Origin of the sequence: Acidithiobacillus caldus ATCC 51756, assembly GCF_000175575.2 — a bacterium.
Taxonomy (GTDB): domain Bacteria; phylum Pseudomonadota; class Gammaproteobacteria; order Acidithiobacillales; family Acidithiobacillaceae; genus Acidithiobacillus_A; species Acidithiobacillus_A caldus.
The window spans coordinates 449,658-472,966 of record NZ_CP005986.1 but is presented as its reverse complement, the minus strand read 5'-3'; the positions used below and the strand labels follow the sequence as shown (position 1 = coordinate 472,966).

The window sequence follows — 23,309 nt, the reverse complement described above, 5'->3', positions numbered from 1 at the left end:
AGGTGGGCACCATGATTCGAGTCGGGATTGTCGGCGGTACGGGTTATACGGGTGTTGAGCTGGTACGGCTCCTGCTGGGGCACCCGAAGGTACGCCTGGAAATCGTCACCTCCCGCGCCGAGGCAGGGCAGAGCCTCGCCGATCACTTCCCCAACCTGCGCGGACACACCACGCTGTGTTACGAGGAGCCGAACCTCGCCCGCCTGCGCGGGCTCGACCTCGTCTTTTTCGCCACGCCTCACGGCGTTGCCATGGACATGGCACCCGAACTCCTTGCTGCAGGGGTTCGGGTCATCGACCTCGGCGCCGATTTCCGTCTGAAAGACCCCGCCAGCTACGAGCACTGGTACGGCCTCGCCCACAGCGCCACCGATATTCTGGCTGAGGCCAGCTACGGCCTACCGGAGCTCTTTCGCGAGGAGATCCGGAATAGTCGCCTGGTGGCCAACCCCGGCTGTTATCCGACGGCGGTCATCCTCGGCCTGCATCCGCTCCTGCAGGCAGGTCTCCTGCACACGGACAGTCTCATTGCCGACTGCAAATCCGGTGCCAGTGGCGCAGGCCGAACGGCGCGTCTGGGGCTCATCCTCGCCGAGACGGCCGACAATGTTCAGGCGTACGGCATCAGTGGGCACCGCCACCGGCCCGAGATCGAGTCGGTGCTACGTCGCAGCAGCGGACAGGAACTGGAGCTGCAGTTCAGCCCTCACCTCATGCCCATGATCCGCGGCATCCACGCAACCCTTTACGCTCGCCTGAATCGATCCGTGGCCGATACCGAGCTGCAGGACACGTATGTGCACCGCTACGCGCAGGAGCCCTTCGTCGATGTACTGCCCTGGGGCTCCCATCCGGCAACCCGCTCCGTGCGTGGCGCCAACGTCTGCCGCATCGCCATACACCAGCCGCGACCGGGCCAGGTGGTCGTCCTCTCGGTCATCGACAATCTGGTCAAAGGTGCCGCTGGCCAGGCCCTGCAGAACATGAACCTGCTTTTTGATTTTCCTGAGACCCTCGGTCTGGAACCAATCGCCTTGCTTCCCTGAGACCAGCGCGAAAACCGCTCCCCCCGGGTGATGGGTGCAAGGGGACGGGCTTTCGTGTCCGGCCAGGGTCTGGGAGAATCTCCCTAGCGACAATAATTTTTCATTATATTCAATATATTGAGCTTTTCCGACGAGAATTGTCGACGTCTTGCCACAGTCTTTGCGGCGACAGGTACGAAAAAGCACCCGTGGTACGGCGCCGTGCAGCATGGCATGGTTTATGCTTATGTTGATATTGAGGATTCTAACGGAGCAAGACCTATGAAAGCACACAGAGGGTACCGTGCGGTCATTCTCGGCCTGATGCTTAGCAGCGCGGTGCTGGCCACGGTAGCCAGCCAGAGCGCGCGGGCGGACGATTTTTCTCTGGGTGTGGCGATCCCCGGGGCGAGCCTGTATCTGGGCCAAGCCCCACGCTATTACTACGCCCCGCCGGTGGTGGTGGCGCCGCCGCGCCCAGTGTACTACGTAGCTCCTCCGGCGCCTGGATACTACGTGGTCCCGGAAGGGCGTCGCTGGAAGCGGCATGGTCCGCCGCCCTGGGCCGGTCGCTGGCATCACGAGGGGCACTGGGGTCACTGGGACGACGATTGACTTTACACTCCGATTCCGCCTTGGGAATCTTCGGAATGACCCCAGGTCCAAGTTCGCATATGGATAGAGAAGAGAGGACTACTATGACGACGCATAACCCCGTAACGATACTGCGAGCGGGCATTCTGGCTCTGGCGGTGCTCGGTCTTGCCGGGTGCGCAAACATGAGCCCCACGGGCCAACGCGCCCTGAGTGGCGGTGCCATTGGTGCCACGGGCGGTGCGGTGCTGGGCGCCGTCGCTGGCGGTAATCCGGCGCTTGGCGCGGCCGTTGGCGGCGCCGTTGGCGCCGGTGTGGGGGCCGCACTGCCCAGTATCGAAAGAACCCTCAACGGCCAATAGGGCTACTATCCCGGCGCGGTTCCTGCCGCTGGAGAGCCTGCACCTGCGCGGTCGGCAACGTGTGGGCTCTTCGTTTGTGAACTGCCGCCGGCGCTGCCTGACGGGCGTCCCGCGTCCATTTCCGGTATCCTGAGCGTCACCAACGACCTAATGGGTTAGGGCCTCAGCATGAATCCGGAAACCCTTCTGATCCTCTTCGTCTGCGCATCGCTCCTGGCCGTCATCGCCAATCGGGTGCGCATACCCTATGTGGTGGCGCTCGTCCTCGGCGGCCTGCTATTGGGGTCCTTGAAGCTTTTTCAGGCGCCGGTGCTGAGCCAGGATCTCCTTTTCAATGTGGTTCTGCCGGGCTTGATCTTTGAGTCGGCCTATCACCTTCCCGCTTCGGCCCTCTGGCGCGACCGCCTTGCCATCTTTGGTCTGGCGGTGCCGGGAGTGCTTCTCTCCATCGTTCTGACTGCCGCCGTCTTCGTTTGGAGCAGCCACTTTCTGGGCGACCTGGAGGGAGTGGTCATGCCCTTCGGCATTGCCCTGGTTTTTGGGGCTATGGTCGCGGCAACGGACCCCATTTCCGTGGTCGCCATCTTTCGGCAATTGCAGGCGCCCGCCCGCCTCACCCTGCTCGTGGAGAGCGAAAGCCTGCTCAACGACGGTACCGCCATTGTCTTTTTCACGCTTTTTCTCGGCATTGCCATGGGCTCCTCCGCCCACTGGACGTCTCTGGCCACCAGTTTTTTGGAGATCGTCGGCGGCGGTATTCTGGTTGGCGGCTTCATCGGTTGGTTGGCGGCAGAGTGGATCAAGCGCGTGGACGACGCCATGGTGGAGATCACCCTCACGATCCTGGCCGCCTACGGCAGTTTTCTGGCTGCCGATCAGCTGGGGTATTCGGGGGTCATCAGCACCGTGGCCGCGGGCCTCGTCTGCGGCGCAACGGGCATTCGTCAAGGCATGGCCCCTAGCGTCAGTCTGGCCGTGAACACCTTCTGGGAGTATCTGGGTTTTGTCCTCAATTCCCTGGTATTCCTGCTGGTGGGCTTTACCATTCACCTGCCGGAGCTTTTCCGGGTCTGGCCGCTCATTCTCGCCGCCTACGTCGCCATCACCCTTGCCCGCGCCAGCGTGGTCTATGGCGTCGGCGCCTTGCTCAGCAAGACCCGCTCGCACATCCCCTGGATCTGGCATTTCATCCTCCTCTGGGGTGGGGTGCGCGGTGCGCTGTCCATGGTTCTGGTGCTCAGCCTACCGCCCCATTTCCCCTACCGCGAGATCCTCGTCAATCTGGTCTTCGGCGTCGTCTTGCTGACCATCCTCATCCAGGGCCTGACCATGACTCCCATCGCCAAGAGCCTCGGCATCATCGATCCCAACGATCGCTGGAGTGTTCTGGAGGCCCGCCGCATGCGCCTGCGCCTCGCCCAGGGGACCCTGGACGATCTGGAGCGTCTGCGGCGCGAGGAGTTCTACTCCGAGGAAGCGGTCGAACTCATCCGCAAGCATTTTGTCGCCATCCAGGAAAGCTCGCGGGCGAGTCTCGGCAACCTCGACTTTGACCCAGCCAAACGCCTTCAGGGGGATTTTACGCGCCTGTACCAGCGCCTTTTGGCGCGCCAGAAAAAGCGACTCCTGGACGCCCAGCAGGCGGGACTCATCAGCCAGCGAACCTTCGACGAACTGCGCGCCGATCTCGATGCGGAAACCCTGGATCTGGAATCGCAGCCGCGCGCACTGCGAGAACGTTGGCTCGAGGAGCTACGTACCCAGGAAAGCGAGGCGGGCGCTGCTGCGGCTGCCCGGTCCCCCGAAAGCGGCACGGATCCGTCCGCGGAATAGGTCGGCGCAGGGTCTCGGTCAACGCTTCCCCGAGGGTGGCGTTTCAGCGCGACCTTGCCGCGCTCGCCGACGACAGGCCTCACTGCAATAACGCACCTCGTCCCAGCAGCGAGCCCAGGCCCGACGCCAGGTCATGGGCCGCCCGCAATGCGCGCAAATCTTGGTGGGTAGCGATTGTTTGTTACCTTTGTGCACGGCGGCTGACCCTACCATGACGAAAACCGAGGCCGTCTAGAAGACTCGTCAGAGACCCGGACACGGGAAAATCCTCCGAGGTTTTCTCTACTATCGGCAGAATCGCGGAAAATCAAATCGGCAAAGAAAAAAGCCCCAGGATGCCTCCCGGAGCCTTGATGTAATTGGTGCGCGATACTGGATTCGAACCAGTGAACTTTGGATTCGGAGTCCAACGTAGCCCATTTTTGCCCCATGCCCGCCATTCGTCGCTTTTCCTGACATCATCAATATCAATAATTTGAACACTACACTATCATTCCCCGTCATCCTAAATCATCTCTCGTCACTTCCGCGCTGTCGCGCAAGTGTCGCGCCGGATTCGCCTGCATCGCCCGTATAATATGACTTTCAGAGCACCCACGCCAGCCGCGTGACACCCACGAAGCCTACTTGCAAACTCACGGAAAGATACTAGTATAGACGTAGCGGGGTGCCGCCAAGCATGGCGGACTTCAAGCCACCCTGAATCCCCCCGAGTTTTGTGGAGGGCTTTATTCGTTCCTCATGCTGCTTTTGAGGTGGACAGTTTCAACTGAGCATAGTAGTTCTCCTCTGCTTCTGCTGGGCTGATGTATCCCAAGGGTCCATACAACCGATCCGTGTTGTACCAGTGGACCCATTCCAAGGTGGCCCACTCCACAGATGTCCGGTTCTTCCAGGGACCGCGGTGATGGATGACTTCGGCTTTGTAGAGACCATTGACGGTCTCGGCCAAGGCGTTGTCGTAGGAGTCCCCCTTGCTGCCCACGGAAGCCGCAATACCCGCTTCTTCTAACCGCTCCGAATAGCGAATGCTAAGGTACTGTGAGCCTCGGTCAGAATGGTGCGTGAGTCCTTGGCCGGGGCGCCGGGAGTGGATGGCCTGCTCCAGAGCATCCAGAACAAAGTCCGTGTGCATGGTGGTGCTGGTTTGCCAACCGACGATCCTGCGGGAGAAAACATCAATGATGAAGGCCACGTAGGTCCACCCTTCCCAGGTCGACACATAGGTGAAGTCTGCCACCCAGAGCTGGTTGGGCCGCTCGGCACGAAAATCTCGCTGCACCAAATCCTGCGGACAGGGCTGCTGTTGGTCAGCAATCGTCGTCTTTTGCCGCTTGCCGCGTCGGACCCCCTGCCAACCTTGAGAGCGCATCAGGCGCTCGACGGTACAGCGTGCCACCGTGCCTCCTTGCGCAGTTTGTGCCAAACCTTGACGGCTCCATAGACCCGCCGGCTCCCTTCCCAGACCGAGCGGATAGCGGATAAGAGCTCCTCATCTCGCCTGGCTCGCCGGCTTCTCCATTCGGGATGTTTCTGGCACGCCACGGCGCGGCGGTATCCCGATGGAGCTATCTGCAAGACCCGGCAGATAGGCTCGACCCCATAGGACCGGCGGTGTTGGTCGACAAAACTCCTCAGCGCTTGCATCGGCGGTCGAGCTCCGCCTGGGCAAAAAACGCGCTGGCCAGCTTCAGGATCTCATTGGCTCGCCGCAGCGCCTTGACCTCCCGCTCCAGTTCCTGGATGCGCTGTCGTTCCGACGCTGGCATCCCGGGCCGGCTGCCGGCCTCTACTGCGGCTTGATTCACCCACACCCGCAACGTCTTGGGGGTGCAACCAATCTTCGGCGCAATCGACTGCAGCGCAGCCGCAAGGGAGGGATACTCCTCTCGATGCTCCTCCACCAATCGCACTGCGCGAGACTGTACTTCCCGCGGAACCTTTTGACTCGATTTCATGGTATCCATGGCTCCATTTTTTCACACTCCAGAGCCTCCACGAAAACCGGGGGGATTCAGTCCTGCTCCGGAGAAGGCTTCGGTTTCGTAGGCCCCTTGAATAAACTAGTCCAGTCTGTATGCTAGTCTGTAGCGACTAGGCTGAGGAGTGCGCGATGAATATCGAGGTTGGATCCTATGAGGCGAAGACAAAGCTACCCGAGTTGCTGCGGGGTATACAAACTGGCAAGCGCTACACGATTACTCTGCGAGGAGAGCCAATAGCCGAGCTGGTTCCGGCAGAAACGTGCCATCAGGCCGTCTTTAGTAGGGCCGCAGAAGAAATGTTGTCTTTCATGGCGTCGCGCCCCTCCAAAGCAACGGTCGATATCCGTGCGCTCAGGGACGAGGGGCGAGCATGAACTTTGTTCTGGATGCCTCCGTCGCTCTTCTCTGGCTGATCCCGAGTACCCAGCCTGCTGGCGTGCCCTACGCCCAGGGCGTTCTGGAGCAACTGAAAGAGGGGCGTTCCGTGGTGCCTTCCCTGTTCTTTCTCGAGGTGGGCAATGTCATCTGCAAGCTGGAGGGGAAAGGTCAACTTACCGAGGCGGATTCACAGCGTTATCTAGCTCTGCTGGGCCAACTCAACATCGTGGTAGACTCAGCGACCGCTAAGCAGGCCACGGGGGATACCCTTAACCTAGCCCGCCGCCACCGATTGTCTGTTTACGATGCTGCCTACCTGGAATTGGCCCTCCGCGAAGGGCTGCCACTGGCAACTCTCGATGCTGACCTGGCGGAGGCGACCAGTAAGGTAGGCATCAGCACCTCCATCGGTAAAGGCTAATGTGCGTTGCTGTGGACAACAAGGACCCTTTAGCACGCCTGTGGGGCACCCTACTGGACATCTACATCGGTGCGAGTCGACTAGACGTCCGGCCTTTCGGGGTCCACCAGACTTTCGACAGAGGGAACTTTCCTCATGACCACAAACACCGTCGTGAATACCCTGTCAGGCTAGCAGACTTTCCGGTGGCAGCCTTTTCGGCCACAATGTCAGCTCTCAAATGGTGGAGGGAAAAAAGACAAACCATGCACTGCGGTATCAAGTGGCCGAGCTGGAGTCATCTATCCATGCCCCATCCCTCAGTGAATTCCGCTTGCATCCCGGCACCGTCCAAAGTGCATTCCAGCTCCACACTGATCCGCCCAAAGTCTTGGCGGTGCTTTGGTCCGGCCAACTGCCCCGGGTACGGAAATTCTGATCGCAACGGCCTCGCTCTCTGCCGAAAATTCGATACTCACCCTACCCACAACGTCCCGGCAGGAAACGGTGTTGCAGTCGAATGAATGCTGTAGAAATCGAACAAGCCATTACTGACCTAGCCGGGCAGCCTTTTGACCCGGCCGAGTTTCCTTATGCGTTTCTGGAAGCCTTCGGCAACAAAACCACGACTATCCAGCGCCTGCGCAGTGGCGCGACCAACAAATCCGACCTGGGCGGTGTGCTCCAGATCAACAATATCCACATCCTTACATGCGCAGATGGACAAATCCCGTCGGCAATGACGGCCCTACGAGCGAGCCCTGCTACGGCCAGGGCCAAGGCCAAGTTCATCCTTGCCACGGATGGCGTGGACATCGAAGCAGAAGACCTCATGAGCGGCGAGACCATCGCCTGCTCCTACACGGACCTCCCGGTCCATTTTGGTTTCTTCCTGCCACTGGCCGGCATCAGCACCGTCCGCCAGATCAGCGAGAACGCCTTCGACATCGGCGCCACCAAGCGCCTGAATCGGCTCTATGTGGAGCTACTCAAGGACAATCCCGAGTGGGCGGTGGCAGAGCGCCGCCACGACATGAACCATTTCATGGCACGATTGATCTTCTGCTTCTTTGCCGAGGATACGGGTATCTTTGGTGGCCAAGGCCGGTTTACTGAGACGATTCAGCAGATGAGTACCCAAGACGCCGCCAATGTCCATGAGGTGATCGGCGAACTGTTTCTGTCCATGAACACCCCTATCGATCACCGGGCTACAGCCAATATTCCACGCTGGGCTGCCAGTCGCGACTTTCCCTACGTCAATGGCGGTTTATTCTCGGGCAGTTTGGATGTGCCGAGGTTCAGCAAGATCGACCGATCCTATCTCCTGCACGTCGGTGGTTTGGACTGGACCAAGATCAACCCCGATATCTTCGGTTCCATGATCCAGGCCATCGCCGAAGACGAGGAAAGGGGCGAGCTGGGGATGCACTACACCAGTGTTCCCAATATCCTCAAGGTATTGAATCCGCTTTTCCTGGATGACCTGCGGACGAAACTTGTCTAGGCGGGAGACAACCCCCGCCTGTTGCTCAATCTGCGCAAGCGCATGGCAAGGATCCGGGTGTTTGACCCTGCCTGTGGTTCCGGCAATTTCCTGGTGATTGCCTACAAAGAAATGCGCGCCATCGAGGCGGAGATCAACCAACGACGGGGAGAATCAGATCGCCGCTCGGATATTCCCCTGACGAACTTCCGGGGCATAGAGCTGCGTGACTTTCCGGCAGAGATAGCCCGCCTGGCGCTGGTCATTGCCGAGTATCAATGCGACGTGCTGCACCGGGGGCCGAAGCTGGCTCTAGCCGAATTTCTCCCCCTGCGCCAAGAGAACTGGATTACCTGCGGCAATGCGCTGCGAATCGACTGGTTGAGCATTTGCCCACCAACCGGCACCGGCGTGAAAGTGCAGGCCGACGACTTGTTCGGTTCTCCGCTCGATCAGGCAGAGATCGACTTCGAGAACGAAGGCGGTGAGACGTACATCTGTGGCAACCCGCCTTATCTGGGCAGTACTTGGCAATCCGCCGAGCAAAAAGACGACCTCAAAGCGATTTTTGGCAACCGCTGCAAAACCTGGAAATCGCTGGATTACGTAGCCGGCTGGTTCATGAAAGCCGCTGATTACGGCACACACACACCAACCACTGCCGCGTTCGTGTCCACCAACTCTATTTGCCAAGGTCAGCAAGTGCCGATTCTGTGGCCGCTGATATTTGCCACGGGCAATCAGATTGCGTTTGCCCACACCTCGTTCAAGTGGGCGAATCTCGCCAGCCATAATGCGGGTGTTACGGTAATTATCGTGGCTATTTGCAATCACCCAGCCAAATCACGGAGGCTGTTTTCAGTGGCCGATGATGGTTCGACGATTGAGAAACAGGTCGAGTTCATCAACGCCTACCTGGTTCCAGGATGGGATGTCATCGTCTCGCCAATACCGAGGCCGACAGATGGACGCGGCCTGATGGAATGGGGCAACAAACCAACAGACGGCGGTAATCTCTTTCTGACCCCTCATGAGCGGGATACCGTTTTGCGGGAATTTCCGGAGGCGGATCTTTTCATCAAACGATTTCTTGGTGCTCAGGAGCTCATCCGTGGGGAACAACGATATTGCATATGGATCGAAAATGCAGAGCGAGGCGATGCTGAAAAGATTCCCGAGCTGAAACGTCGCATTGAGGCGGTCGCAAGGATGCGTGCGGAAAGCAAGGCGGAAGAAACGCGCCCTGCTGCTGCTTTCCCGCATCGCTTTCGCCAAATTCAGTCGATTGCTAAGAATTACTCCTTGGTCGTAGCCCGTGTAAGTTCGGAAAACCGCGAATATTTGCCCGTCGGCCTAGAGGATGGACAAACCATCATCGGAGACCGGAACTTTGCTCTTTACGATACCCCGCTCTGGAACATGGCGCTCATTGCCTCGCGCCTACACTGGGTCTGGATTGGCACGGTGTGTGTCCGGATGCGAACCGATTTTTCCTACTCCAACACCCTTGGCTGGAATACCTTCCCGGTGCCGACGCTGACCGAGAAAAACAAGGCCGATCTCACCCGCTGCGCCGAGGACATCCTGCTGGCGCGGGAGCATCATTTCCCGGCGACCATCGCCGAGCTCTACGACCCCGCAAACATGCCGGACGACCTGCGCGCCGCCCACGAGCACAACGACGAGGTGCTGGAGCGCATCTACATCGGCCGCCGCTTCAAGAACGACACCGAGCGGCTGGAAAAGCTCTTCGACCTCTACACCAAGATGACCGCTGCGGCGACGCCGGTAAAGGGTAAGCGCGGGAGGAAGGTAAGGGACCATTGAGGAGCTTTGGCAGGTCACGGCAGAATCGACTATTCTTACTTTCAGCTGATCGATTTTTACGGAGTAGGATCCATGACGGCAACGGCGACCTTATCCAGCAAATACCAGATCTCCATCCCCAAGGCGGTGCGCGAAGAGCAGCACTGGCAGGCCGGGCAAGAGTTCGTTTTCATTCCCAAGGGCAAGGGTGTGCTGGTGATGCCCGTGCCCGAGGCGGCGGAGCTCGCTGGCATCGCAAAAGGGGCACGTACTGAGGCGCTGCGTGACCGGACGGATCGAGTCTGATGACCGCTACGCCCTGTGTGGTGGACACCTCGGCCTGGGTGGAGTGGTTGGCCGGTACCACGCTGGGTGCACAAGTGGCTGAGCACTTTCCGGACAAGTCGCGCTGGATCGTGCCGACCCTGGTGCAATTCGAGCTCTCCAAGTGGTTGCTGCGCGAGGTGGGGGAGGATAAGGCCGATCAGGTGATCGCCTTTTCGCAAAAGTGCGTCGTCGTGCCCCTGGATACGCGCATCGCACTCCTGGCCGTTGAGATGCACCGGGAATACAAACTGGCCACTGCCGACGCCATCGTCTACGCCACGGCACGCCACCACGGCGCGACCCTGCTGACCTGCGATGCGCATTTTCAGGGGCTACCCCATGTGACATTCTTGGCCAAGACTGGTCCGAAGGATTGAAGCGCAGCATGACCCAAAGCGTCCCTTCCGTTTCCGTTACCTACGCGCAAAACGGCAGCTCCACCAAGGCCAATGCCTTGGGGATGCGCCCCATGCAGGAGCGAGCCTATGAAAAGCGCGGTGAGCAGTATCTCCTCATCAAGTCGCCACCGGCCTCGGGCAAGAGCCGAGCGCTCATGTTCATCGCCCTCGACAAACTCATGAACCAGGGCCTCAAACAGGCCATCGTCGTCGTCCCGGAAAAGGCCATTGGTGCGAGCTTCCATGACGAACCGCTGTCTCAGCACGGCTTTTGGGCGGACTGGCGGGTGGAACCCAGATGGAACCTCTGCAATGCGCCGGGTAACGACAATGGCGGGAAGGTCAAAGCCGTTGGCGCCTTCTTGGAGAGTGGGGATCGGGTGTTGGTCTGCACCCACGCGACTTTCCGTTTTGCCGTCGATGCCTACGGGATCGAGGCCTTCGATGACCGTCTCATCGCCATCGATGAGTTTCACCACGTTTCCGCCAATCCCGACAACAAGCTCGGCACCCATTTGGGCGCACTCATCGAGCGGGGCAAGGCGCACATCGTCGCCATGACTGGTTCCTACTTTCGGGGCGACGCCGAGTCCGTTCTGGCACCCATCGACGAGGCCAAGTTCGAGTCCGTTACCTACACCTATTATGAGCAACTGAACGGCTACGTCTACCTGAAGCAGCTCGACATCGGCTACTACTTTTACAGTGGAGCCTACGTCGAAGAGATCCTCCAGGTGCTCGACCCCAACGAAAAAACCATCCTGCACATTCCCAACGTCAACTCCCGCGAGAGCACCAAGGACAAGATGCGCGAGGTGGAGCACATCATCGAGGCCCTGGGGCAATGGCAAGGCGTCGATCCCGCAACGGGCTTCCAGCTGGTCCGACGCCCAGATGGGCGGATTTTACGGATTGCCGATCTGGTGGACGACGATGCCAGCAAACGCGACCGGGTCGCCGCCGCACTCAAAGATCCGGCGCAGAAACACCATCGCGACCACGTGGATATCATCATCGCGCTGGGGATGGCCAAGGAGGGTTTCGACTGGATCTGGTGCGAACACGCTCTGACCGTAGGCTACCGGGCAAGTCTTACCGAGATCGTGCAGATCATTGGCCGCGCCACCCGCGACGCGCCGGGCAAGACCCGGGCGCGTTTCACCAACCTCATTGCTGAGCCGGATGCGGCAGAAGCCGCCGTCACCGAGGCCGTCAACGATACCCTGAAGGCCATCGCCGCGAGCCTCCTGATGGAACAGGTCCTGGCCCCACGCTTAGAGTTCAAGGCCAAGCACCCCGACAATGGCCCAACACCGGGCTTTGACTATGGCGAGGGTGGCTACCTTCCCGATCGCTGCAATGTCGGAGTCAACGAACAGACGGGAACCTACCAGATCGAGATCAAGGGCCTGGCCGAGCCCAAGAGCCCGGAGGCGGCGCGTATCTGCCGGGAGGATCTGAACGAGGTAATCGCTGCCTTTGTGCAGGACAAGCCCAGCATCGAGCGCGGGCTCTTTGATGAAGACCTGGTACCGGAAGAACTGACCCAGCTGCGTTTGGGCAGGATCATCAAGGAAAAATACCCCGAACTCGACACCCAAAATCAAGAGGCAGTGCGTCAGCACGCCATTGCCGCATTGAACCTGACTCAGCAGGCCAAGCGGATCACCAACGAGAGTGAGCAAAGGAAAACGCCAACACCGCCCTACTTCACGGAGTCCGCCGCTTTACCATGGACGTACGGGAGCTGGACATCGACCTCATCGATCGCATCAATCCCTTCGGGGAGGCCTATGCCATTCTTGCCAAGGCCATGAGTGAGGAGAGTCTGAAGCAGGTAGCGGCGGCCATTACGGCGAAACGCACGAGCTTGACGCCGGAGGAAGCGAAGGAACTGGCCGTCCGCGCTGTGCTTTTCAAAAAAGAGCGGGGACGGGTGCCGGCGCTCACGGCTCACGATCCTTGGGAGCGTCGCATGGCCGAGGGTGCCACGGCGTTCATGCGCTTCAGGGCAGAGGGCCGCTATGTCGAGCAGTGAACTCGAGGATCTAGCCGCAGAACTCGCGGACTTCGCGCCGCCCGAGAAAAAAGCAGGAAGGACGGCCAGAGAAGAACGCATCATTGCTGGATTTGAGGATATCCAACGCTTTGTCACCACCCACGGGCGGGTGCCGCAGCATGGGGAGGATCGGGATATCTTTGAACGCCTCTATGCCGTGCGCCTGGATCGCTTGCGTGCCCTGCCAGAATGCCGGGAGCTGCTGCGGCCGCTGGATCATCAGGGCTTGCTCTCGGGCACGCCCGAGGATCGGATGGCAGTGGAAACTCCAGATATCGAGGATCTGGCCGCGGAACTGTCGGAAGTAACGGAAACCAACGATATCACGGTGCTCCGCCACGTACGTGCCAGTGCCGAGAAACGCGCTGCAGAGGAAATCGCGGATCGCACACCGTGCAAGGACTTTGAGACCTTTCGGCCGCTCTTCGAACGGGTACAAACCGATATCCAAACGGGTATGCGGCAGTCCCAGCCCATAGAGGCGGGACGCCGGGGTATTGAGGTCGGGGATTTTTTTGTTCTGGGCGGGCTCACCCTCTATATCGCCGAGGTAGGGGAGCCTCTGAAAACCACTGCTGGGGAGATCGACCGCCGTCTACGGGTTATCTACTCCAACGGAACGGAGAGCAATCTATTACTGCGCTCCCTGCAGCGGGCCTTCTACAATGACCCTGCCGCCCGGCGCTTGGCTTCCCCCGAAACCGGGCAGCTCGCCCTCGACGGGGAGTTCGATGCCGATGACGTGGAAAGCGGCACCATCTACGTCTTGCGGTCGCTGTCGAGCGATCCCTATATCGCCGCCCACCGCGAGCTCATCCACAAGATCGGCGTAACGCGAGGCAAGGTGGAAAGCCGCATCGCCAACGCCGAACACGAGGCCACCTATCTCCTTGCCAAGGTCGAGGTGGTGGCCACGTATAAACTCGCGGGCATCCAGCGGACCCGTCTGGAAAACCTCATGCACCGGCTGTTCGCGCCCGCGCGCCTCGATATCACCATCCATGACCGCTTCGGTCATCCGGTACAACCTGAGGAATGGTTTTTGGTGCCCTTATTCGTTATCGACGAAGCGGTGGAGCGCATCAAAGATGGCAGTATCACCCACTATATCTACGATCGGGAGTCGGCCAGCCTGAAGCCCCTTCCTTAGAAAGTCCGCGTTCGCCAAGGAGCCATACCATGCCAGAAATCGTCTGCCCTCATTGCCATACGGCCTTTCAAGTCGATGAATCCGGCTATGCCGAAATACTGCGACAGGTCCGCGATAAGGAGTTCAACAAGCAAGTGACCGAGCGTCTAGCACTGGCGGAGCACGACAAGGAGACGGCCTTGCAGCTCGCCCGCGCGCAATGGGAGCAGGAGCGCCAACAGTCGGTGGCCGATAAAGAGGCAGTAATCGCGAGGCTCCAGGCCCAGATTGCTTCGCTATCCGAACTGTCCGAGGCCAAGCTCTTGAACCAGCTCCAGCGGGTCGCTGCCGAAAAGGACGCCGAGATCCAGAAGCTCCAGGCCCAGGTCCAGGCCCACGACACGAGCAAGGCCCTGGCCATCCGGGAGTCTATCGAGAGCGTGCAGCAGGAACGCGATGCCCTACGCGCAGCCTTGGACCGAGCCGCGCTGGAAAAAGAGTTGGCTGAAAAAGCCTTGATCGAAAAATACCAAACCCAGATCCGCGACCGCGACGAGGCCATCGAGCGACTACGCGATATGAAGGCGCGCCTCTCCACCAAGATGCTGGGTGAGACGCTGGAACAGCACTGTGAGGTCACTTTCAACCAAATTCGCGCTACCGCCTTCCCCAATGCCTACTTCGAGAAGGACACCGACGCCCGCACCGGGAGCAAAGGGGATTATATCTTCCGTGACTTCGACCACACCGATCCCGCCAATCCCATCGAGATCGTGTCCATCATGTTTGAGATGAAGAACGAGGCAGACACCACGACCACGAAGAAGCGCAACGAGGATTTCTTCAAGGAGCTCGACAAGGACCGCACCGAGAAGGGCTGCGAGTACGCGGTGCTGGTCTCACTCCTGGAATCCGATAACGAGCTGTACAACACCGGCATCGTCGACGTCTCGCACCGATACCCCAAGATGTACGTCATCCGGCCGCAGTTCTTCCTCCCCATGATCACCCTGTTGCGCAATGCGGCGCTGAACAGCCTGCGCTATCGGCAGGAGCTGGCCCTGGTCAAGGCGCAGAACATCGACATCACCAATTTCGAGGCCGAACTGGAAGGCTTCAAGGACGCTTTTGCCAAAAACTACGATCTGGCGGCCCGGCGATTCCAAACCGCCATCGACGAGATCGACAAGTCGATAGATCACCTGCAGAAAACCAAGGACGCCCTCCTGGGTGCCGATCGCAACCTACGTCTGGCCAACGACAAGGCCCAGAACGTCACCATCAAGCGCCTAACCCGAGGCAACCCAACCATGAAGGCAAAGTTTGATGAGCTGTCGAAATAGGTCAGCAAACAGGGGAGGGGCGCCCCTCTAAGAGGTCGCTGAAAAAATATTGAAAAATCTCTTTTGATTGGGATATTCGGTCACAAAACCCCGGGAAACAGGCGCGGGCGCAGCTGTTTTGTTGTTTTTCTGAGCTTTTGGTAGCCCTTGGACGGATTCCGGACGCACGAATCCCATCAAGCCACTGCCAGTCGCGCCATCCGCACGAGGTTGTACGCGGTGGCCGCCAAGGAGAAGTGCAGACCGACCCGTTCCAAACCACGGAATCGGGTTTTCCGCATCCCTCCCACAGTCTTCATCCAGCCGAAGATGGATTCTATCCGCCGCCGGACGTGGATGCTCATGGCATAGCCCCGGTGGCGAGTAGTCCGGGCATCGATGGCCGAGCCTTTCCGCTTGCGGGCTACATGAGGGGTCACATTCCGGTCCCGGAGATCCTGAACAAAGCCGTGACGGTCATAGCCCTTGTCGGCACCGAGGGTGATGCGCTGGTTCCCGCCCAGATCATCCACCAATTGGGTAGCGGCATCCACTTCTGCCGTGCCATCGGCGGTGGTCACCTGTTCCCCGGCAATCAATCCATGCCGATTATCCATGAGCACATGACCCAGGTAGGCCAGACGGGACGCCTCTCCGGGAGCCTTCTTGTACAGCCGGGCATCGGGGTCCGTCACCGATGCGTGGGTCTCATTGCTGCGCTCCTGGCCCCGGAAGTCGGAGCCATCACCGCTACGATCTTCGGGATCCTTGGGCTGAAAGGATTTCTGCGAGGCCCAGGCCTCCAACAGCGTACCATCGACGGAGAAATGCTCTTCGGAGAGCAGATTCTGGCCGCGAGCCTGTTCCAGTACGGATCGGAAGAATTCCCGTACCGTCCCGTGATCCAGCAACCGATCGCGATTCTTAGTAAAGACCGTGGGCACCCAGACCTCGTCGTCCATTCCCAAACCGACAAACCAGCGGAACAGCAGGTTGTAGTTGAGTTGCTCCATCAGCTGCCGTTCCGAGCGGATGCTGTAGAAGACCTGCAGGAGCAGTGCGCGCAGGAGAAACTCCGGGGGAATGGAGGGGCGACCGTAGCTCGAGTACATCGTGCTGAAGTGGCTATCCATCTCCGCTAGGGACCGCTCCACGATAGCCCGGATCGCTCTCAGCGGATGGTCCTGGGGCACCCGTTGCTCCGGGGAAACGTAGCTGAATAACCCTTGAGTCTCTACCTTGGCTCCACGCATCTTTCCACCCCCCGCTGCACCATTTTGCCCAGTATACCACCGACTTTTTCAGCAGCTTCCTAATGGGAACTGCGCTGGGCCGAACTATTACTGTATAAATGTACAGTAATCGTCTTGGGGGCTTTCACCGTGCAGGCAACGAATGCAACACTGCTCAAAAAGTGCCAATGGCCAGGGTTGCTGATCCTGGCCTTCGCTCTGACTGGTTGGCTCGGCCATCAATCTCCTGGCTATGCCGTCGAGGAGGGAGGATTGTTCAATGGCACCTCCTCTGCCAAGGACACGCCAGTTCCGCATCCCGCCATAAGGAGGCTGGCGGATACCCTGCCCTGAGCCCAACGGCCGCCCGTAGATCCTTTCACGGTATAATTCATGGGGTGGACGAATGAATACGTCGCCTCTGCATCGGAGTGGTGAGTTAAAAATTTTCATCCTAGAAGCCTCGCCAAGTCCTCGGCTCGGAGGTGCGTGTACCGCTTCAACATCTGCAAAGTCTTGTGGCCCGTGATGGCGGCTACCTGCATGGGATTGAGGTCCCTTTCAAAGAGCCTGGACGTGGCCTCATGCCGCAGGTCGTGGAACCGCAAGTCTTCGATGCCAGCGCGCTTGCAGGCCCTCGTGAAGCTCAAGTGGATGGCTTCGTAGGTCGTCCCGAACACCCGACCATCCATGCTTCGCGGCAGGCCTCGCAGAATCTCCACCGCCACACTCGACAGGGGCACCACCCGCGCCGTGCCGTTCTTCGTCATGGGAAGCGTGGCCGTGCGCTTTTTGAGGTCAACATGCTTCCAGAGCAGGCCGGTTGTCTGGATGGGCCGCTCGCCGGTCTCTGGGTCTGCCGTGCCCTTCGTTTCCAGCATCTCACCGGCCCGCATGGCGGTTTCTATGGCGAACCGGGTCAACGGCAGGAGCCAGGGATTGCGCGCCCTGGCGCACGCGGCCAAGAGCCTTTCTTCCTCGTTACCCTGTAACCGACGGTCCCGGCCCTGGGGGAGTTTTGGAGCCTGCACCTTCTCTGTCGGCAAGCCCATGGGTAGCGCAATACCCCATTCACGTTCTGCCTTCTTCAGCACACGATGCAGCAGCCCAATCTCGTGTTTGACGGTCTGACCTGAGACTGGCTTTCCGCCTCGTCCCTCATCTCGGAGCCTCTTATCTCTAAAGGAAGCGATGGCGCTCGACGTGAGGCGGGCCACAGCAACGCGGCCAAAAGCATCATCGAGCGTCTTGAGGCGGGAAAGCTCCGGTGTGCAGTGTTTCTTGTCTGCCAAGACTTCCCTTGCGTACCGATCCAGCAGCTCGCCTACCGTGGTCCGCTCGGCTTCGCTGCGGTCTTGCCAGACGCCCCGATCCATCTCCGCCTCGATGGACCGTGCCCAGGCTTCGGCTTCAGCCTTGGTGCGAAATGTTCTGACCTGCTGCGGAAAGCCCCGCTTGCGGATGCGCACCTGCCAGCCGATGCGGATATTTTGGTCATCGTACCGTGGAGAGATGGTTGCCATACCGGACCCCAGAAAAGCCCTCGCTCTTCTGGGAGTGTCGCGCCAGTGTCGCGGAAAATCAATCTGGCAAAGAAAAAGGCCCTAGACCATTACCTAGAGCCTTGATTTACTTGGTGCGCGGTAGAGGATTCGAACCTCTGGCCTTTGGCTTCGGAGGCCAACGCTCTATCCAGCTGAGCTAACCGCGCTTGAACCGCATTATAGGGCGGAGCAACGGAGCCTGTCCACGGGACACCGGGATCAAGGCGAGCTGGGTGGACCGTGTGGGCAGGAGCGTCACGATGGGGGCCGATAATCCAGGGCTAACCAGTACTGCTCTGCCGAACGGGCGCGCGAGGCCTCGGGCTTGCGCACGACGATGCGCCGAAAGGAACCCTGCAGTTCGCGGCGCAGCTCCTGCGCTCCGGCCCCCATGAACACTTTCATGAGCAGCTTGCCACCGGGCACCAGCCATTCCCGCGCCAAGTCCAGGGCGAGTTCGCACAGGGCCACGGCCCGTGCCTGATCGGCGCTGGCAATGCCCGAGAGGTTTGGCGCCATGTCGCTGAGGATGAGATCAACGCCCTCGGGAAAGGCGGCACGGCATTGGGCGATGACGGCTTCGTCGTAAATGTCTCCCTGGATCACCAAGGCTCCGGGGACGGGATCCATGGCCAGACGATCCACGGCGACGATACGTCCCTCAGATCCGACGATGGCTGCGGCCACCTGAGTCCAGCCACCCGGTGCTGCGCCCAGATCCAGAACCCGCTGCCCACGCCGCAAGAGGCCGTCCTTTTCCTGGATTTCCAATAACTTGTAGCTGGCCCGGGAACGATAGCCCTCCCGCGCCGCCCGCTGCACGAAGGGATCCTGAAAATGTTCGCGTAACCATTGCTTACTGGATTTACTGCGCGCCACCGGCTCTCCCCAGGACAACACACCAAGGCCCGCGACTTTGACCACCCGCAGGCTGGGCCGTACACTCTCCACACTCATCCGTCGGGGAAGCATAGCATGTTGAGCAGCAAAGAAAGACAGGCCCTGAAGGCGCGCGCCCATCCGCTGCAGCCCGTGCTCCTGGTGGGCAGCGCAGGCCTCGGTCCGGCACTGATGGAGGAACTGGATCGGGTTCTGCTCCACCACGAGCTCATCAAGGTGCGCCTGCCCGCTGTGGAGCGCGAGCTTCGGGATGCCATGGTGGCCGAGATCCTGGCCACCAGTGGTGCCGAAGCCATTGCCCGTATCGGTCGTATCCTCATTCTTTACCGTCCGCGCCCACCCGAGCCCGGCACCTTGGCCAGTGCAGCCACGCCGGTACCTGCCCGAAAGGTGGCGGCGCGGCGGACACGACACTGAGTCGTGGCGCAATCCACGTCACGTTTTCCAGAACAGCTTCCTGCCGCGCAAGCAGGCAACCCTATCCGAGACGGAAGTCCAGTACACCATGAGTGACACCCTGAACGAGCGATCCTATCAGCCCCAGACCCTCGAGGCGGAAATCCAGAAATTTTGGGAAGAGCGCAAGGATCATCGCGCCCCAGCCACGCCCGAGGGTGAAAAATATTACGTCCTGGCCATGTTCCCCTATCCCTCGGGGCAGTTGCACATGGGGCACGTCCGCAACTACAGCATCGTCGACGCCATCGCCCGCTATCAGCGCATGCGCGGCAAGAGCGTGCTCCACCCCATGGGCTGGGACGCCTTCGGTCTGCCCGCCGAGAACGCGGCGTTGAAACACGGAGTCGCTCCGGCGCAGTGGACCTTCGAGAACATCGCCCACATGCGCGGCCAGTTGAAACGCCTGGGTCTGTCCTACGACTGGACGCGGGAGTTTGCCACCTGCACCCCGGAGTACTATCGCTGGGAGCAGTGGCTATTCCTGAAACTGTGGGAAAGGGGTCTCGTCTACCAGAAGGAAAGTACGGTCAACTGGGACCCCGTGGATCAGACTGTGCTCGCCAACGAACAGGTGGTGGATGGCCGCGGCTGGCGCTCGGGCGCGCTGGTGGAACGCCGCGAAATTCGCCAGTGGTTCTTGCGCATCACCGCCTACGCCGACGAACTGCTGCAGGGTCTCGAGCAGTTGCAGGGACAGTGGCCAGATCAGGTGCTGACCATGCAACGCAACTGGATTGGCCGTTCCGAGGGCGCGGAGATCCATTTTCCGCTGGTGGACGAGGATGGGGTGATCAAGGTCTTCAGTACCCGTCCGGATACCCTGATGGGAGCCACCTATCTGGCCCTCGCCCCGGAGCATCCTCTGGTATTGGCCCGTGCCCGTGCCGATTCGGACCTCGCTGCCTTCGTCGAGGACTGCAAACACGTGGCCGTATCCGAAGCCACCGTGGAGACCCAGGAAAAAGCCGGCCGCCCCCTGGGGATCTCCGTGCGCCATCCCCTGACGGGAGAGACCCTGCCGGTTTGGGCGGCCAATTTCGTGCTCATGGGCTATGGCGAAGGTGCGGTCATGGCCGTGCCGGCCCACGATCAGCGCGACTTCGAGTTTGCCCAGAAGTATGGCCTGCCCATTCGCCCGGTGATCCAGCCCGCCCAGGCAGAGAATGCGGGCACCGTAGACGCCGCCTACACGGGCCCCGGGCGCCTCTATAATTCCGGGCCCTTTGATGGCCTGGATTCGGTGGAGGCGAAAAGCCGCATCACTGCGGCCCTGGAAGCCCGCGGTCTCGGCCGTAAGACCGTGAACTGGCGCCTGCGCGACTGGGGCATCTCGCGTCAGCGTTACTGGGGCACCCCAATTCCCATGATCCACTGCCCGCACTGCGGCGTCGTGCCCGTGCCCGAGGCGGAGCTGCCGGTGGTTCTGCCGACCCATTACCAGTTGCGCGATCCGCGCTCACCGCTGCTGGACGATCCAAGCTTCCGGGACGTCCCCTGCCCCCAGTGCGGCGCCCCGGCGCAGCGCGAGACGGATACCATGGACACTTTCGTCGAGAGTTCCTGGTATTTTGCCCGCTTCACCTGTCCCGACGCTGCCAGCATGCTGGATGCCCGCGCTTGGTCCTGGATGCCCGTGGACCAGTACGTCGGTGGTGTCGAGCACGCCGTCCTGCACCTGCTCTACGCGCGTTTCTTCAATCGCTTGCTGCGCGACTTCGGGCTCTTGCCCGCCGATGGTCGCTTCGATGAGCCCTTCCGTCGCCTCCTCACCCAGGGCATGGTCCTCAAGGACGGTGCCAAGATGAGCAAATCCAAGGGCAACACCGTCGATCCGCAGGAGCTGCTGGACCGCTATGGAGCCGATACGGCGCGGCTCTTCATCCTTTTTGCCGCGCCCCCCGAGCAGTCTCTGGAATGGTCGGACAGCGCCGTCGAGGGAGCCTACCGCTTCCTGCAGCGCGTCTGGCGCCTGGTGCAGGACTACGATGGCGAGCCCACCCCCCTGCCCGCCAAACTTTCGGGCGCTGCCCGGGACCTGCGCCGCGCCATCCACCAATGTATAGAGCGCGTAACCTTCAACCTCGAAGAGCGCCACCACTTCAATGTGGCCATAGCGGCGTGCATGGAGCTGACCAACACCTTGGCGCGGGTGGACGGAAAGGATCCCGAACTCCGTGCAGTCCTGGGCGAGGGTCTGAGCGCTCTGGTTCGGATGCTCGCACCCTTCACTCCCCACCTGGCCGAGGCCTGCTGGATGGCGCTGGGGGGAAAAACGGCTCTGGCACACACCCCCTGGCCCACGGTAGACCCCGAGGCCTTGGTTGCCGACACCCTGACCCTGGTGGTGCAGGTAAACGGCAAGCTGCGGGAGCGCCTGGACTTCCCCGCCAGCGCCGATGAGGCGGAAATACGGTCTCTGACCCTGGCGCATCCCCAGGTCCAGAAACACATGGAGGGCAAGGAATTGCGGCGAGTCATCGTCGTCCCTGGCCGTCTCGTCAATCTGGTGCTCTCCTGATGCAACGCTTGCCTTGGGCTTGGGCGCTGCGGCTTGCGGTGACGTTGCTGGGGATGAGCCTCAGCGCCTGCGGCTTCCATCTGCCCACGGGCAGCACGATCCCGCCGCGCCTGCAGGGTCTGCAGGTTCTTGCCTCGGGACCGGCGGGAGGATCCCTGGCCACGGCGGTGGAGCGGGAGCTTGCCTTGGACGGCAATCGGAGTTCGCCCACGGCGCCCGTCCTCGATATCCGCAACGCCTACGTCAGCCAGCGCATCATCAGTATCAGCCCGAGTACGGGCGTCGCCCTGGAGTTTCTCAACACCCTGCACGCCGAGATCAGTCTGCGCCAGGGCGACCGGGTACTGCTCCCTCCCGAGCCCCTGCTGTTGGAGCACAGCTTCAGCTACAGTAGCTCCAACCCCCTTGCCACCAATGTGCAGCAGGAGGAAGACCAGCGCCTGCTGTTCCGGGAGGCGGCCCGCGATATCCTGCGTCGCATCCTCTACGACAAGGGTCTGCGCGACGGGCACTGATGCGCGTCAAAGGCGATACGTGGTCGGCCCACCTGCAGCGGTCTTTACCCGCCGTTGCCGCCATCTTCAGCGACGAGATCCTCTTGCGCGAGGAGGCCCTGGCAGACTACCTGAAGGCGGCCGACACCCAAGGCTTCAGCGCGCGCGAGCGGCTCTATCAACAGGATGAACCCTGGGAGCGGCTGCGCGACGAGCGCGACGCCCTCACGCTCTTTGCCGAGAAACGCTGTCTGATCCTGCAGATGGACCAGCTGAAATTGTCCCGGGCCGCTACCAATGCCCTGGCGCACTGGCTCGCCGCCCCCGCAGAAATGGCCCGCCTGTGCCTGGTCGGTCCACGCCCCGATGCCGGGCAGCAGAAGAGCGCCTGGTTCCGGGATCTGGAAAAGCACGCGACCGTGCTCATCCTCTATCCTCCCAATGCCCAGGAGTGGCCGCAATGGGTAGGGCGGCGGCTGCAGCAGGCAGGTCTGGAGGCGGACGACTCGGCCAGGCACCTGCTTTGCGAGCTGACGGCGGGCAATCTCGTCGCCTGTCAGCAGGCCATCCTGCGCCTGCGCGAGTTTGCTGGGACCCGCATCGATGCGGCCACCGTCCGCGAGCTGCTCGCCGATGACAGTCGCTTCACGGTCTTCGAACTGGCCGATGCGGCACTGCGCGGCGAGGTGGAGCGGATAGACCACATTCTGGACCGACTGCGGGGCGGCGATGCCGAGCCGGTGCTCCTGCTCTGGGCATTGCACCGCGACCTGCGCCTCTTGCTGCGTCTGCAGAGCGAAGACGTCACTACCCTGTGTCGTGAGGAGCGGCTCTTTCCGCCCCGCAGCCAGTGGCTGCGCCGTGCGGCGGCGCGCATCCCCGCACGCACCCTGTGGGAGGCCCTTGCCAGCTGCGCGGCCATCGATGCGCGCATCAAAGGTCAGGATCCGAGCCCTCCGTGGCCGGCCCTGGGCACGCTCGCCCTGCGCATTGCCGCTGCCCGCCCCTGAAGGCACAATGGAAATTCGCATCTGCCTCGCCACTAGCTAGGAGACCGT

22 protein-coding genes, 1 tRNA gene, 2 pseudogenes and 1 other annotated feature are annotated in these 23,309 nt (G+C 60.8%); of the genes and pseudogenes, 19 read left to right on the top strand and 6 right to left on the bottom strand.

Annotated elements, in window-relative coordinates:
* Window positions 1-11: 11 nt before the first annotated feature.
* The 4 genes from argC (at window position 12) to ACAty_RS02350 (ending at window position 3,814) form a co-directional block, all read left to right on the top strand.
* Window positions 12-1,046 (top strand): N-acetyl-gamma-glutamyl-phosphate reductase, encoded by a 1,035-nt coding sequence (gene argC, locus ACAty_RS02365; protein ID WP_004870561.1) that lies wholly within the window; start codon window positions 12-14, stop codon window positions 1,044-1,046.
* Window positions 1,047-1,307: 261 nt separating this feature from the next.
* Entirely contained in the window at window positions 1,308-1,640 is a 333-nt protein-coding gene (locus ACAty_RS02360) for a hypothetical protein (protein WP_004870558.1), read from the top strand.
* Between the two features lie 83 nt (window positions 1,641-1,723).
* Window positions 1,724-1,981 (top strand): hypothetical protein, encoded by a 258-nt coding sequence (locus tag ACAty_RS02355; protein WP_014002284.1) that lies wholly within the window; start codon window positions 1,724-1,726, stop codon window positions 1,979-1,981.
* A 168-nt stretch (window positions 1,982-2,149) separates the two neighbouring features.
* Window positions 2,150-3,814 (top strand): cation:proton antiporter, encoded by a 1,665-nt coding sequence (locus tag ACAty_RS02350; protein WP_004870556.1) that lies wholly within the window; start codon window positions 2,150-2,152, stop codon window positions 3,812-3,814.
* An 18-nt stretch (window positions 3,815-3,832) separates the two neighbouring features.
* On the opposite strand, the gene ACAty_RS16610 is transcribed toward ACAty_RS02350, so the two are convergent.
* Window positions 3,833-4,027, bottom strand: a complete 195-nt coding sequence (locus ACAty_RS16610; protein ID WP_081254410.1) for a DUF2256 domain-containing protein — start codon at window positions 4,025-4,027, stop codon at window positions 3,833-3,835.
* Window positions 4,028-4,553: 526 nt separating this feature from the next.
* Window positions 4,554-5,772 (bottom strand): annotated as a pseudogene (locus tag ACAty_RS02340) (IS3 family transposase).
* Window positions 5,378-5,494 (bottom strand) — a sequence feature (AL1L pseudoknot). (Overlaps the previous pseudogene by 117 nt.)
* A 155-nt stretch (window positions 5,773-5,927) precedes the next feature.
* Between ACAty_RS02340 and ACAty_RS02330 the strand changes: the two are divergent.
* The 11 genes and pseudogenes from ACAty_RS02330 to ACAty_RS02295 all read left to right on the top strand — a co-directional run bounded on the left by ACAty_RS02330 (window position 5,928) and on the right by ACAty_RS02295 (window position 15,125).
* Window positions 5,928-6,173 carry a type II toxin-antitoxin system Phd/YefM family antitoxin gene (locus ACAty_RS02330; protein ID WP_038471530.1) on the top strand — a complete coding sequence of 82 codons (246 nt, stop codon included), beginning with the start codon at window positions 5,928-5,930 and terminating at the stop codon, window positions 6,171-6,173.
* Window positions 6,170-6,598, top strand: a complete 429-nt coding sequence (locus ACAty_RS02325; RefSeq protein ID WP_004870553.1) for a type II toxin-antitoxin system VapC family toxin — start codon at window positions 6,170-6,172, stop codon at window positions 6,596-6,598. The genes ACAty_RS02330 and ACAty_RS02325 overlap by 4 nt, the downstream gene beginning before the upstream one ends.
* Before the next feature lie 499 nt (window positions 6,599-7,097).
* Complete coding sequence (locus tag ACAty_RS16835; RefSeq protein ID WP_004870552.1) at window positions 7,098-8,084, top strand: type IIL restriction-modification enzyme MmeI; 987 nt, start codon at window positions 7,098-7,100, stop codon at window positions 8,082-8,084.
* 15 nt (window positions 8,085-8,099) lie between these two features.
* Window positions 8,100-8,909 (top strand): annotated as a pseudogene (locus ACAty_RS16830) (DNA methyltransferase); the annotation flags it as partial.
* A gap of 15 nt (window positions 8,910-8,924) precedes the next feature.
* A complete protein-coding gene (locus ACAty_RS16825) occupies window positions 8,925-9,890 on the top strand; it encodes a type IIL restriction-modification enzyme MmeI (RefSeq protein ID WP_319025229.1) in 966 nt (321 codons plus the stop codon).
* A gap of 72 nt (window positions 9,891-9,962) precedes the next feature.
* Window positions 9,963-10,175, top strand: coding sequence for an AbrB/MazE/SpoVT family DNA-binding domain-containing protein (locus ACAty_RS02315; protein ID WP_004870550.1), 213 nt, complete (start codon window positions 9,963-9,965; stop codon window positions 10,173-10,175).
* Entirely contained in the window at window positions 10,175-10,573 is a 399-nt protein-coding gene (locus tag ACAty_RS02310; RefSeq protein WP_004870549.1) for a type II toxin-antitoxin system VapC family toxin, read from the top strand. The genes ACAty_RS02315 and ACAty_RS02310 overlap by 1 nt, the downstream gene beginning before the upstream one ends.
* An 8-nt stretch (window positions 10,574-10,581) precedes the next feature.
* The gene (locus tag ACAty_RS02305) at window positions 10,582-12,411 is read left to right on the top strand and encodes a DEAD/DEAH box helicase (protein ID WP_226824466.1); all 1,830 of its coding nucleotides are present in this window, start codon (window positions 10,582-10,584) and stop codon (window positions 12,409-12,411) included.
* Window positions 12,327-12,632 carry a hypothetical protein gene (locus ACAty_RS16820; RefSeq protein ID WP_226047704.1) on the top strand — a complete coding sequence of 102 codons (306 nt, stop codon included), beginning with the start codon at window positions 12,327-12,329 and terminating at the stop codon, window positions 12,630-12,632. The genes ACAty_RS02305 and ACAty_RS16820 overlap by 85 nt, the downstream gene beginning before the upstream one ends.
* A complete protein-coding gene (locus ACAty_RS02300) occupies window positions 12,619-13,803 on the top strand; it encodes a GIY-YIG nuclease family protein (protein ID WP_004870548.1) in 1,185 nt (394 codons plus the stop codon). The genes ACAty_RS16820 and ACAty_RS02300 overlap by 14 nt, the downstream gene beginning before the upstream one ends.
* A 29-nt stretch (window positions 13,804-13,832) precedes the next feature.
* Window positions 13,833-15,125 carry a DUF2130 domain-containing protein gene (locus ACAty_RS02295; protein ID WP_004870547.1) on the top strand — a complete coding sequence of 431 codons (1,293 nt, stop codon included), beginning with the start codon at window positions 13,833-13,835 and terminating at the stop codon, window positions 15,123-15,125.
* 176 nt (window positions 15,126-15,301) lie between these two features.
* Here ACAty_RS02295 and ACAty_RS02290 read toward each other — a convergent pair whose 3' ends face one another.
* From ACAty_RS02290 to ACAty_RS02275, 4 genes are all read right to left on the bottom strand, one after another.
* On the bottom strand, window positions 15,302-16,357 hold the full coding sequence (locus ACAty_RS02290; RefSeq protein WP_014002136.1) for an IS5 family transposase: 1,056 nt from the start codon (window positions 16,355-16,357) through the stop codon (window positions 15,302-15,304).
* A gap of 428 nt (window positions 16,358-16,785) precedes the next feature.
* A complete protein-coding gene (locus ACAty_RS02285; protein WP_004870545.1) occupies window positions 16,786-17,859 on the bottom strand; it encodes a site-specific integrase in 1,074 nt (357 codons plus the stop codon).
* A 111-nt stretch (window positions 17,860-17,970) separates the two neighbouring features.
* Window positions 17,971-18,047: transfer RNA gene (locus ACAty_RS02280), tRNA-Arg, on the bottom strand.
* 88 nt (window positions 18,048-18,135) lie between these two features.
* The gene (locus tag ACAty_RS02275; RefSeq protein ID WP_014002272.1) at window positions 18,136-18,837 is read right to left on the bottom strand and encodes an RlmE family RNA methyltransferase; all 702 of its coding nucleotides are present in this window, start codon (window positions 18,835-18,837) and stop codon (window positions 18,136-18,138) included.
* Window positions 18,838-18,855: 18 nt separating this feature from the next.
* Between ACAty_RS02275 and ACAty_RS02270 the strand changes: the two genes are divergently transcribed.
* The 4 genes from ACAty_RS02270 to holA all read left to right on the top strand — a co-directional run bounded on the left by ACAty_RS02270 (window position 18,856) and on the right by holA (window position 23,261).
* A complete protein-coding gene (locus ACAty_RS02270; RefSeq protein WP_004870543.1) occupies window positions 18,856-19,197 on the top strand; it encodes a YhbY family RNA-binding protein in 342 nt (113 codons plus the stop codon).
* 88 nt (window positions 19,198-19,285) lie between these two features.
* On the top strand, window positions 19,286-21,757 hold the full coding sequence (leuS, locus tag ACAty_RS02265; protein ID WP_004870542.1) for a leucine--tRNA ligase: 2,472 nt from the start codon (window positions 19,286-19,288) through the stop codon (window positions 21,755-21,757).
* Entirely contained in the window at window positions 21,757-22,272 is a 516-nt protein-coding gene (locus ACAty_RS02260; protein WP_004870541.1) for an LPS-assembly lipoprotein LptE, read from the top strand. Before leuS ends, ACAty_RS02260 begins: the two co-directional genes overlap by 1 nt.
* A complete protein-coding gene (gene holA / locus ACAty_RS02255) occupies window positions 22,272-23,261 on the top strand; it encodes a DNA polymerase III subunit delta (protein WP_004870540.1) in 990 nt (329 codons plus the stop codon). Before ACAty_RS02260 ends, holA begins: the two co-directional genes overlap by 1 nt.
* The last annotated feature ends 48 nt before the right edge of the window (window positions 23,262-23,309 follow it).

Excerpts from the sequence above, each read along its gene's own strand:
- argC (WP_004870561.1), top strand. The coding sequence starts at position 12 with ATGATTCGAGTCGGGATTGTCGGCGGTACGGGTTATACGGGTGTTGAG.
- ACAty_RS02360 (WP_004870558.1), top strand. The coding sequence starts at position 1,308 with ATGAAAGCACACAGAGGGTACCGTGCGGTCATTCTCGGCCTGATGCTT.
- ACAty_RS02355 (WP_014002284.1), top strand. The coding sequence starts at position 1,724 with ATGACGACGCATAACCCCGTAACGATACTGCGAGCGGGCATTCTGGCT.
- ACAty_RS02350 (WP_004870556.1), top strand. The coding sequence starts at position 2,150 with ATGAATCCGGAAACCCTTCTGATCCTCTTCGTCTGCGCATCGCTCCTG.
- ACAty_RS16610 (WP_081254410.1), bottom strand. The coding sequence starts at position 4,027 with ATGGTAGGGTCAGCCGCCGTGCACAAAGGTAACAAACAATCGCTACCC.
- ACAty_RS02330 (WP_038471530.1), top strand. The coding sequence starts at position 5,928 with ATGAATATCGAGGTTGGATCCTATGAGGCGAAGACAAAGCTACCCGAG.
- ACAty_RS02325 (WP_004870553.1), top strand. The coding sequence starts at position 6,170 with ATGAACTTTGTTCTGGATGCCTCCGTCGCTCTTCTCTGGCTGATCCCG.
- ACAty_RS16835 (WP_004870552.1), top strand. The coding sequence starts at position 7,098 with ATGAATGCTGTAGAAATCGAACAAGCCATTACTGACCTAGCCGGGCAG.
- ACAty_RS02315 (WP_004870550.1), top strand. The coding sequence starts at position 9,963 with ATGACGGCAACGGCGACCTTATCCAGCAAATACCAGATCTCCATCCCC.
- ACAty_RS02310 (WP_004870549.1), top strand. The coding sequence starts at position 10,175 with ATGACCGCTACGCCCTGTGTGGTGGACACCTCGGCCTGGGTGGAGTGG.
- ACAty_RS02305 (WP_226824466.1), top strand. The coding sequence starts at position 10,582 with ATGACCCAAAGCGTCCCTTCCGTTTCCGTTACCTACGCGCAAAACGGC.
- ACAty_RS16820 (WP_226047704.1), top strand. The coding sequence starts at position 12,327 with ATGGACGTACGGGAGCTGGACATCGACCTCATCGATCGCATCAATCCC.
- ACAty_RS02300 (WP_004870548.1), top strand. The coding sequence starts at position 12,619 with ATGTCGAGCAGTGAACTCGAGGATCTAGCCGCAGAACTCGCGGACTTC.
- ACAty_RS02295 (WP_004870547.1), top strand. The coding sequence starts at position 13,833 with ATGCCAGAAATCGTCTGCCCTCATTGCCATACGGCCTTTCAAGTCGAT.
- ACAty_RS02290 (WP_014002136.1), bottom strand. The coding sequence starts at position 16,357 with ATGCGTGGAGCCAAGGTAGAGACTCAAGGGTTATTCAGCTACGTTTCC.
- ACAty_RS02285 (WP_004870545.1), bottom strand. The coding sequence starts at position 17,859 with ATGGCAACCATCTCTCCACGGTACGATGACCAAAATATCCGCATCGGC.
- ACAty_RS02275 (WP_014002272.1), bottom strand. The coding sequence starts at position 18,837 with ATGAGTGTGGAGAGTGTACGGCCCAGCCTGCGGGTGGTCAAAGTCGCG.
- ACAty_RS02270 (WP_004870543.1), top strand. The coding sequence starts at position 18,856 with ATGTTGAGCAGCAAAGAAAGACAGGCCCTGAAGGCGCGCGCCCATCCG.
- leuS (WP_004870542.1), top strand. The coding sequence starts at position 19,286 with ATGAGTGACACCCTGAACGAGCGATCCTATCAGCCCCAGACCCTCGAG.
- ACAty_RS02260 (WP_004870541.1), top strand. The coding sequence starts at position 21,757 with ATGCAACGCTTGCCTTGGGCTTGGGCGCTGCGGCTTGCGGTGACGTTG.
- holA (WP_004870540.1), top strand. The coding sequence starts at position 22,272 with ATGCGCGTCAAAGGCGATACGTGGTCGGCCCACCTGCAGCGGTCTTTA.